Below are 7,190 nucleotides of genomic sequence, written 5' to 3'. Positions count from 1 at the left end.
GGGCTTGCCCCCGTTCGGCGGCGAAGCCGTCGTCAGACCTGCTCGCGCGGTATTTCTGGAAGAATGATGGGGTCGCTTCGAAACCCAACGGGGGCAAGCCCCCTCGCCACAGGCAAATCTCCTTACCACAGGCAAGCCCCCTCGGCACAAAGATGAGAACCCATGCTAATTGACGCCAAACCCCCGCCCATGCTCTCCTACACGCTTTGTTACGGGTGCCCTTCACAGGGTGAAACGGGAAACCGGTGAATCATGTGCTTTACTCAAGGCCATGTCAGTCCGGTGCTGCCCCCGCAACGGTAAGCGAGCGAAGCGTCAGATCCACTGTGTCGGGTTATCGACATGGGAAGGTGGTGCTTGCAGGTTTCGGCTGACCCCAAACCCCTCGTGAGCCCGGAGACCGGCCCGCAACACACAGTGATCGTTTCGTTCGCTGAATGACAAACCCGCGGTGGGCGGGCGCTGTTCGAACCTCTGCGTGCCTGATCCGCAGGGATTTCATGCGCTCTATTCACCCGCTGACAGACCAGAGGGAAGCGCCATGTCGACCATCAGCAGCACCGGCAGCACTGCCGATAAAAGCACCACCACAACCCTGACCCAACGCCTGACTGCTGCCGTATGTGCATCGATCCTTGGTGTGTCCCTGGTGTATTTCGCCGGTTTCTCGCACATTGAAGCGGTCCACAACGCCGCGCACGATACCCGTCACAGCGCTGCCTTCCCGTGCCATTGAGACCTGCCGACATGATCAAGCGTATCGCGCAAACCGCAGGTTTCTCCGGGCTGCTGGCCGCCCTGTTGCTGACACTGCTGCAAAGCTTCTGGGTTTCGCCGCTGATTACCCAGGCCGAAACCTACGAAAAATCCGAACCGGCTGCCGTTGAACTTCACGAGCACGCTGCCGGTGCGGCCGCACACAGCCACGATGGCGAAGCATGGGAACCGCAAGATGGCTGGCAGCGCGTGCTGGCCACCACCGGTGGCAACCTCGTAGTGGCCGTCGGTTTCGCCTTGATGCTCGCCGGTCTTTACACCCTGCGCGCGCCGACCAAAACCGCTCAGGGCCTGCTCTGGGGTCTGGCCGGTTACGCGACCTTCGTGCTGGCGCCGACACTGGGCCTGCCACCTGAGTTGCCGGGCACGGCCGCCGCCGATCTGGCCCAGCGCCAGGTCTGGTGGATCTGCACGGCCGCTTCCACCGCAGTCGGCATCGCCTTGATCGTGTTCAGCCGTCATTGGTTGATGAAGGTTCTGGGCGTGGCAATCCTCGCCGTCCCGCACGTGATCGGCGCACCGCAGCCGGAAGTACATTCGATGCTCGCCCCGCAAGCGCTGGAATCACAGTTCAAAATCGCTTCGCAGTTGACCAACATCGCCTTCTGGCTGGCCCTGGGCCTGATCAGTGCATGGTTGTTCCGCCGTAAAAGCGCTGGTCAATACGACGCATGACAGATGCCAGCGCAGCGCCGACATTAGTGATCGGCCTGGGCTGCCAGCGCGGCTGCCCGGCCAGCACGTTGCGGGCCCTGCTCGATCAGGCCCTGCAAGCGCATCAGATCGGGCTTCATCAGATCAAGGCCCTGGCCAGTATCGATTTGAAGCGTGAGGAAGCGGGCCTGACAGAACTGGCCGAACAGCTGGCGTTGCCCTTGACGTATTTCAGCAGCGAACAACTGGCCGGTTATCAGCTGCAACTCAGCCACCGCTCAGACATCGCGTTCGAGCGCACCGGCTGTTACGGCGTAGCAGAAAGCGCAGCGCTGGCGCTGGCCGAGCAGTTGAACCAGGCGCCGGCGAAATTGCTGATATGTCGGCAGAAATACGCCCAAGCCACACTCGCTTTGGCCTCCACAGCGTAGTAACCCCGATTACTTCCATCTTTGATCATGAGCAAACTTCATCTGAAGCGTTGCCCAGCCTTCTTTCTGACAGGAACCGACGATGACCGTCTATTTCATTGGCGCAGGTCCCGGCGATCCGGAATTGATCACGGTCAAGGGCCAACGGCTGATCCGCAGTTGCCCGGTGATCATCTACGCCGGCTCGCTGGTCCCGGCCGCTGTCCTCGAAGGCCATCAGGCGGAACACGTGATAAACAGCGCCGAGTTGCATCTAGAACAGATCATCGAACTGATCAAGAGCGCGCATGCCAAGGGTCAGAATGTGGCGCGCGTGCATTCCGGCGACCCAAGCCTGTACGGCGCCATCGGCGAGCAGATTCGCTACCTGCGCGAGCACGACATCCCGTTTGAAATCATTCCCGGCGTGACCGCGACAGCAGCGTGCGCGGCGCTGTTGGGGGCTGAACTGACGCTGCCGAACGTCTCGCAAAGCGTGATTCTGACGCGGTATGCCGACAAGACCGCGATGCCCGCCGGTGAAGAACTGGGCAATCTTGCGCAGCATGGCGCGACCATGGCGATCCATCTGGGGGTCAATCATCTTGATAAGATTTTGCTGGAATTGCTGCCGCATTACGGCACTGACTGCCCTATCGCAGTGATCCACCGGGCGACGTGGCCGGACCAGGATTGGGTGGTGGGCACGCTGGCGGATATTGCCGAGAAAGTTGCAGCCAAGGGATTTCGCCGCACAGCGTTGATTCTGGTGGGCCGGGTATTGGGCAGTGATCAGTTCAGCGAGTCCTCGCTGTACCGCGCCGGGCATGCTCACCTGTATAGACCATGAGCAAAACACACCTTTGTGATAAGCCAGCTTTCTGTGGCGACAGGATTTGTCCTCCTGAACAGACACTAACCGTGGCGAGGGGATTTATCCCCGTTGGGCTGCGAAGCGGCCCCCGTATTTCTTCAGGCGAACTTCGCAAGCAGGTCTTGCGACGGCTCCGCCGCCGAACGGGGATAAATCCCCTCGCCACACAATCCCCTCATTACAGATAAATCCCCTCGCCAAAGCCCCTCGCCACAGGTGAATCCCATCACTCACAGATAATCGACCCATAAAAAACGGCACTCACGGGTGCCGTTTTTTTGTTTCTGCAGCGAACACCTTAGTAGTAGGCGTTTTCTTTCTGCGTATGGTCCGTCACGTCACGCACACCCTTCAATTCGGGAATGCGCTCGAGCAAGGTCCGCTCGATGCCTTCGCGAAGGGTCACGTCGGCCTGACCGCAGCCCTGGCAACCGCCGCCGAACTTCAATACGGCGATGCCGTCGTCAACCACGTCGATCAAGCTGACCTGACCGCCATGGCTCGCCAGCCCCGGGTTGATCTCGGTCTGCAGATAATAGTTGATACGCTCGTTGACCGGGCTGTCGGCGTTGACCATCGGCACTTTGGCATTCGGCGCCTTGATGGTCAGTTGGCCGCCCATGCGATCAGTGGCGTAGTCGACGACCGCGTCGTCCAGGAAAGCTTCGCTGAACGAATCGATGTAAGCAGTAAAGCTTTTCAGCCCCAGTGCGGTGTCTTCAGGTTTTTCTTCGCCTGGCTTGCAGTAGGCAATGCAGGTTTCTGCGTACTGGGTGCCAGGCTGGGTAATGAAAACGCGGATGCCGATGCCCGGGGTGTTCTGCTTGGAGAGCAGATCAGCCAGGTAATCGTGGGCGGCGTCAGTAATAGTAATAGCGGTCATGGAAACTCCTCGCAGGCTTGGGCGCAGTTTACGCCAATCATCGCGCCGGACAAAGTCCTAGTATTTTTGTCGGGAAAGAGCCAGCTCGCTATCCCTGGAGGATTCGTCGTCGATTCTGGCTTTAAGCCACCGATAGCTGCTCTTTTCCACCCAGATATAGCTTGCCCACGACCCCAGACCAATCGTCGCGACGCACACGGCGAACATCACGTAAGGATTCACACCGTAACGCTGTGCGATGAATCCACCGGCGGACAGCACCAGCACGTGCATCAGGTACACCGAGTAGGAACAATCACCCAGCAGCTTGAACAATCGACTGTGCTCGAAAAAACGTTCGAGCGACATACAGGCCATCACCAGCACCGCGCTCGGCATTCCCCACGTGACGAATCGTGGCTGTGGCGGCAGGTGGTAAATCGCCAGCAGTGCGCCAGCCACGCCCAGCAGGGGCAGCCATAAACCGGGTTTGATCCAGCCGCGCCGGTAAATCATGCCGATAGCGATGCCCAGCAGGAATTCGTAAACGATGTCCGAGCGATAGAACTGGCTGATCCAGCCGTAGCCGGTCCACGCCTGGCAAACGGCAAACAGCAAAGCCGCCACAATCAGCAGCCGCAGCTGCAGGCGGAACAGCAATGCCCAGGCAAACAGCACGTAGAAAAGGATTTCGTAGTTGAGGGTCCAGCCGACATTGAGTGTCGGATAAATCCCGTAGCCGCCTGGGTTTGCGGTAGGAATGAACAACAGCGACTGCAGGAAATGCGACCAGTCAATCGTCTGATCCGGCACCATCGGTTGCGCGAAAACTACCAGCAAAGCCATCAGCGCCGTGTACAACCAATACGCCGGCACGATGCGAAACAAGCGGTACAGCAGAAAACGTCCGGGCGGCAGTGACTTTCCTTCGGTCGAGAGAAAAATCACTAAACCGCTGATGACGAAGAAGATGTCCACGCCCACCGCGCCCTTGTCGATAAACAGCTGACCAATCGGGCCGCGAGCCTTGAAGTCGAAAAAAATCTGCATGAAATGGTGGCAAACCACCGTCCAGGCTGCGAGCGCGCGCAATGCCTGTACTGAAATCAACATGGTTGTGTTCCCGTCCACAAAACTCAAGCAACCCCCATTCTGTAGGAGCCGGCTTGCTGGCGATGCGTGTCAATCAACGCCGCGTGGCTGACCCACCATCGCCAGCAAGCCGGCTCCTACAGAAGATCGGGGTATCCATGAGAGTGGGACACCCAGACACCGTCAAAGGTCGATTCAAAGATTCTCGTAGCGATTCATGTCCAGCACGCCCTCTTCCACCGGATCGGTTTCGTGCAGGTAACGGCTCATGTCGTGGAAGTAAAACCAGAACTGCGGATGACTGCGACGAACGCCCCAACGGTCGACAATTTTCTCGAAGCCACTGGCGTCCTTGGCGTTTTCCATCGCGTCGACGAACGCCGGCACTTGCTCGGCGGGAATGTTGAACATGAAGTTCGGATAGCTGGTGAGCACACCGGGGAAAATCGTCACGGTGTCCAGCCCCGGCTGGTAGCGCAAAGACTCACCCAGCAGAAACGCCACGTTGCTGTGCGCCCGATTGCGCAACAGACTGTACACCTCGCGCTGGCCGCTTTGCGTTTCGATGCGCAACAGCGTTGCTTCCGGCAAATGATCAATCACTTTCAGGCCCGCCGCCGGGCGCGAGGTCAGGCGACTCAGCGCCTGCTCGGCACTCTGCAGCGGCGGATCGATAGCGGGCCGCGAGCAATAGGCGCCGCTGCAGCGGTTGATCGGGTCAGGCTTGGCGTTGAGATCGCCGTATCGATTGAGCAACTGCGCGGCGAAATCGCGCTTCGGGTCTTTTTCGTCGAGCTTTAAACCGGTCGGCTTATCGTCGTCGATCGCTTCATAGTCCAGCCACATCTTCACCCTGCCACCGTTCTGGTACCACTCGTCCAGATAATCCTCGCGTGAGTCAGCGGGCATCAGCCGCAGGAAGTTCTGCTCGGCGCCGTTGCGGATCAGGTCGAAGTACAAACGCGTCTGCGCCTGATGGGAGACATTACCGAACACATCGAAGTTGACCGCCAACTGATAATAAGTGCGCTCAAGCAATGGATAGTCGAACAGCCACAGGGTTGTCGGTACATCGCCGATCAGGCCTTTGGTTACCGAAGCGCTGTCGTAATGGCGGAAGATCGACAGCAGCGCGTTGTCGTTACCGGCCCACAATGTCGACCAGCTCGGTGCCGGCAGATCGGCGTAACTGTCGCGGCGCAACGCTTCGTACTCATTCCGCTTGTCGCGGTAGTCGTGCCACAGACTGAGGACGCTGCCGACGTCATCGTTCTGCCCCGGCATCGCCAGTAAAGGCGTGGCCTGACCGCGATAATTTGGATCGGTGATGTACAGGTCATGTTCCGGCGCCTGGAACAGCGCCCAGAAATGATCGCGAATTACATCGGTAGCGATTTCGCCACGACACACCGGCCCGCGAATGAACGTGCGCACGAAATACTCGGCGTTATCGAGCATGAACTGGTAACGCGCGCCGGCCGGGATCGCTTCGAAGGTGCTGAACGGATTGGCCCGGGTTTGCGGTCCGTAACCGGGCAATGCGTTGACCTGCCAGTTGCCGCTGTAAAAAAGACTTTTGACCCGCGCCATCTTCGCCGCACTCAGCGGATAGGTGATGTGAGTTTTCTGCACGATCACGCCTTGCACCGGCCACAAGCGGTAGTAGATCTTCGTTCCCGGATCGTCATTCGGGCGGCGTGTGCTAATCAGATCGATCGGCTGGCCGGTCGGCGTGCGTGATCGCACCCATTGAAAATAATGCCCGGGCTCACCGTCCTGAAAATAGTGATGGGCGAGAAACCAGTGCTCGAACAACCAACGGCCGACCAGACTTTGCCGGGCGCCCGGGGCATTCAGCAGGTTCTCCCACTGCAGCACTTGCAACGCCTCACGGGCGGACGGCACCAGGCCTTGCTCATCGATCGGCGCGCCGGACGCCAGCCAGCGTTGCAGCGTCTGGTACTGCTGATCCGTCAAACCGGTCACCGCCAGCGGCATGCCTTCGCGCGGATGTGCACTGGCGTAACCGTCAAACTCGACGGGCATGGCGCACATGTTGTTGCGGTTCAAACCCAGAATCATCCCTTCCGGGAGCTTGGCGTTGGGTTGCAGTGGCGTTTTATGGCCCAGCTCCAGCATGCGCGCCATCAAGGCAGCCTGACTGCCCTGAGCATCGAGCACCGAGTAAAAGCCTTTCTGCTGCCACGCACGTTCGCCGAAGGCGTCGTAAAACAGCCGGCTCGGGGCTGCGGCGCTACGGCGCTCGCCGTCGTACACAGGCGTTTTCGTTGCACCGCGCGCCGCCCCTTCGCCGCTGCCCAGATTCAACTGACAGGCAGAGTCGTAGCAGGCATGGCAAGCCACGCACTTTTCCGTGAAGATCGGCTGGATGTCACGGCTGTAGGAAATGACGGGGGACGTGGCCGAATCCTGCGCTACGGCGCTCCAGCTAATAAACAGCACTAAAATGCTGATGAAGCGCGATGCCATATCCCTGGTCCTGATGAGGTAAAAACCCGGC

At 59.2% G+C, this 7,190-nt stretch carries 7 protein-coding genes and 1 riboswitch; of the genes, 4 read left to right on the top strand and 3 right to left on the bottom strand.

The annotated features are described in order from the left end of the window. Positions 1–196 precede the first annotated feature (196 nt). Positions 197–423: riboswitch (cobalamin riboswitch) on the top strand. A gap of 118 nt (positions 424–541) precedes the next feature. The 4 genes from DU29_RS0108615 to cobM all read left to right on the top strand — a co-directional run bounded on the left by DU29_RS0108615 (position 542) and on the right by cobM (position 2,691). After that, positions 542–736, top strand: a complete 195-nt coding sequence (locus tag DU29_RS0108615; protein ID WP_028621374.1) for a CbtB domain-containing protein — start codon at positions 542–544, stop codon at positions 734–736. A gap of 11 nt (positions 737–747) precedes the next feature. After that, entirely contained in the window at positions 748–1,452 is a 705-nt protein-coding gene (locus DU29_RS0108610; protein WP_028621373.1) for a CbtA family protein, read from the top strand. Next, a complete protein-coding gene (locus DU29_RS0108605) occupies positions 1,449–1,862 on the top strand; it encodes a cobalamin biosynthesis protein (protein ID WP_028621372.1) in 414 nt (137 codons plus the stop codon). The genes DU29_RS0108610 and DU29_RS0108605 overlap by 4 nt, the downstream gene beginning before the upstream one ends. A gap of 82 nt (positions 1,863–1,944) precedes the next feature. Then, on the top strand, positions 1,945–2,691 hold the full coding sequence (gene cobM, locus DU29_RS0108600) for a precorrin-4 C(11)-methyltransferase (RefSeq protein ID WP_028621371.1): 747 nt from the start codon (positions 1,945–1,947) through the stop codon (positions 2,689–2,691). Between the two features lie 322 nt (positions 2,692–3,013). Here cobM and nfuA read toward each other — a convergent pair whose 3' ends face one another. From nfuA to DU29_RS0108585, 3 genes are all read right to left on the bottom strand, one after another. Then, positions 3,014–3,598: a Fe-S biogenesis protein NfuA gene (gene nfuA, locus DU29_RS0108595; RefSeq protein WP_028621370.1), complete on the bottom strand. Its 585-nt coding sequence runs from the start codon at positions 3,596–3,598 to the stop codon at positions 3,014–3,016. Positions 3,599–3,655: 57 nt separating this feature from the next. After that, positions 3,656–4,690 (bottom strand): acyltransferase family protein, encoded by a 1,035-nt coding sequence (locus DU29_RS0108590; protein WP_028621369.1) that lies wholly within the window; start codon positions 4,688–4,690, stop codon positions 3,656–3,658. Between the two features lie 174 nt (positions 4,691–4,864). Beyond that, the gene (locus DU29_RS0108585; RefSeq protein ID WP_028621368.1) at positions 4,865–7,159 is read right to left on the bottom strand and encodes a fatty acid cis/trans isomerase; all 2,295 of its coding nucleotides are present in this window, start codon (positions 7,157–7,159) and stop codon (positions 4,865–4,867) included. Positions 7,160–7,190 lie beyond the last annotated feature (31 nt).

Source organism: Pseudomonas sp. Ant30-3 (genome assembly GCF_000690905.1).
Lineage (GTDB): Bacteria > Pseudomonadota > Gammaproteobacteria > Pseudomonadales > Pseudomonadaceae > Aquipseudomonas.
The sequence above is the reverse complement of the archived record's forward strand: the minus strand, read 5'-3'. Positions and strand labels throughout refer to the sequence as shown.